2 tRNA genes and 1 rRNA gene are annotated in these 2500 nt (G+C 54.5%); all 3 read right to left on the bottom strand.

Annotated features, from left to right (window positions below):
- Positions 1-220 precede the first annotated feature (220 nt).
- Positions 221-296: transfer RNA gene (locus A9D13_RS05075), tRNA-Ala, on the bottom strand.
- Between the two features lie 19 nt (positions 297-315).
- Positions 316-392, bottom strand: a tRNA-Ile gene (locus A9D13_RS05070).
- A gap of 212 nt (positions 393-604) precedes the next feature.
- A 16S ribosomal RNA gene (locus A9D13_RS05065) occupies positions 605-2093 on the bottom strand.
- Between the last annotated feature and the right edge of the window lie 407 nt (positions 2094-2500).

Here is a 2500-nt window from a genome sequence, read left to right as displayed (position 1 = left end):
AGGTGCGGACGATATCTCAGCCAGATAATCAATTTTGATTGATCTTGTGATGATACCATGCACGCGCAGGTCTCCCTGCTCGTCACACGATACCGCCACGGCATCGATTTAAAAACCCATTCACAATGTCAAAGATCGGCGATCCATATGATCGCCTAACCGGCATAAGCCGGATCAGCTTTCTCTTCATCCCTGGAGTAGTTCGTCACCATCTGCGTTCTGGTGGAGCCTATCGGGATCGAACCGATGACCCCCTGCTTGCAAAGCAGGTGCTCTCCCAGCTGAGCTAAGGCCCCTTTAGAAACGCAAAACGATTGGTGGGCCTGGGGGGATTCGAACCTCCGACCTCACCCTTATCAGGGGTGCGCTCTAACCAACTGAGCTACAGGCCCACTTGCCCGCCGGCTCAATCCTTCCTTGCAGAAGGCAGCCGCAGCGGGCGCCAGTGGAAGCCAGAATGGCCAGCTCAGGCGACACAGCACACGCGCTTTGCAGCAGCGGTGCTGATCTCCAGTGATGAAGGGACATGAGGACGACGGCATGTTCTTTGGAAGCTGCGAAGCTCTTTCCAACTGACGTCGGACGCTTTCGCATCAATCCTTAGAAAGGAGGTGATCCAGCCGCAGGTTCCCCTACGGCTACCTTGTTACGACTTCACCCCAGTCGCTAAGCCCACCGTGGTCGCCTGCCTCTCTTGCGAGTTAGCGCAACGCCTTCGGGTGAACCCAACTCCCATGGTGTGACGGGCGGTGTGTACAAGGCCTGGGAACGTATTCACCGCGGCATGCTGATCCGCGATTACTAGCGATTCCGCCTTCATGCTCTCGAGTTGCAGAGAACAATCCGAACTGAGACGGTTTTTGGAGATTAGCTCACCCTTGCGAGTTCGCTGCCCACTGTCACCGCCATTGTAGCACGTGTGTAGCCCAGCCTGTAAGGGCCATGAGGACTTGACGTCATCCCCACCTTCCTCCGGCTTATCACCGGCAGTTTCCTTAAAGTGCCCAACTAAATGATGGCAACTAAGGATGAGGGTTGCGCTCGTTGCGGGACTTAACCCAACATCTCACGACACGAGCTGACGACAGCCATGCAGCACCTGTCACTGGTCCAGCCGAACTGAAGGAAAAGATCTCTCTAATCCGCGACCAGGATGTCAAAGGCTGGTAAGGTTCTGCGCGTTGCTTCGAATTAAACCACATGCTCCACCGCTTGTGCAGGCCCCCGTCAATTCCTTTGAGTTTTAATCTTGCGACCGTACTCCCCAGGCGGATAACTTAATGCGTTAGCTGCGCCACCCAAGTTCTGTGAACCCGAACAGCTAGTTATCATCGTTTACGGCGTGGACTACCAGGGTATCTAATCCTGTTTGCTCCCCACGCTTTCGCACCTCAGCGTCAATACTTGTCCAGTCAGTCGCCTTCGCCACTGGTGTTCTTCCGAATATCTACGAATTTCACCTCTACACTCGGAATTCCACTGACCTCTCCAAGATTCTAGCCTGCTAGTTTCAAGGGCAGTTCCGGGGTTGAGCCCCGGGATTTCACCCCTGACTTGGCAAGCCGCCTACGCGCGCTTTACGCCCAGTAATTCCGAACAACGCTAGCTCCCTCCGTATTACCGCGGCTGCTGGCACGGAGTTAGCCGGAGCTTATTCTCCAGGTACTGTCATTATCATCCCTGGTAAAAGAGCTTTACGACCCGAAGGCCTTCATCACTCACGCGGCATTGCTGGATCAGGCTTGCGCCCATTGTCCAATATTCCCCACTGCTGCCTCCCGTAGGAGTCTGGGCCGTGTCTCAGTCCCAGTGTGGCTGATCATCCTCTCAGACCAGCTATAGATCGTCGGCTTGGTGAGCTCTTACCTCACCAACTACCTAATCTAACGCGGGCTCATCCAAAGGCGATAAATCTTTGGTCCGAAGACATTATCCGGTATTAGCTCAAATTTCTCTGAGTTATTCCGAACCTAAGGGTAGATTCCCACGCGTTACGCACCCGTGCGCCACTAAGGCCGAAGCCTTCGTTCGACTTGCATGTGTTAGGCATGCCGCCAGCGTTCGTTCTGAGCCAGGATCAAACTCTCAAGTTTGTGTCACGACACAATGAGCATCAGCCGAAGCTGACCCGCCCAATGCACCGAACTTCAGGAGCCGATACCTGCACTTGTCAAACGTAATGGATACGAAGGACATGTATCATTCATACCAGCCGTGGTGGCCGGCAGAACGTGGCATCGACTTAATCAACCCGTACACGGAGCCTGAAGCTCCCCGGACGGGGCGCCGTCGCCCACATGTCCCTTCATCTAAAACCTACAATGTCAAAGAACCGCCAGACAATTAAAGGCGGACAACTAAGCCGCCCCGATCTTAACGTTCGGAGGAGCTGCTGTCCGTCTATGTTGGCGACCGTCAGAAGCGAGCCGTTGAAGCGTCGTCCCCGTCGGTGAGGCGGCATATATGGACACCCTTTGAGTCGGTCAACACATGTTTTTCA

Origin of the sequence: Croceicoccus mobilis (genome assembly GCF_001661965.1) — a bacterium.
Lineage (GTDB): Bacteria > Pseudomonadota > Alphaproteobacteria > Sphingomonadales > Sphingomonadaceae > Croceicoccus > Croceicoccus mobilis.
The sequence above is the reverse complement of the archived record's forward strand: the minus strand, read 5'-3'. Positions and strand labels throughout refer to the sequence as shown.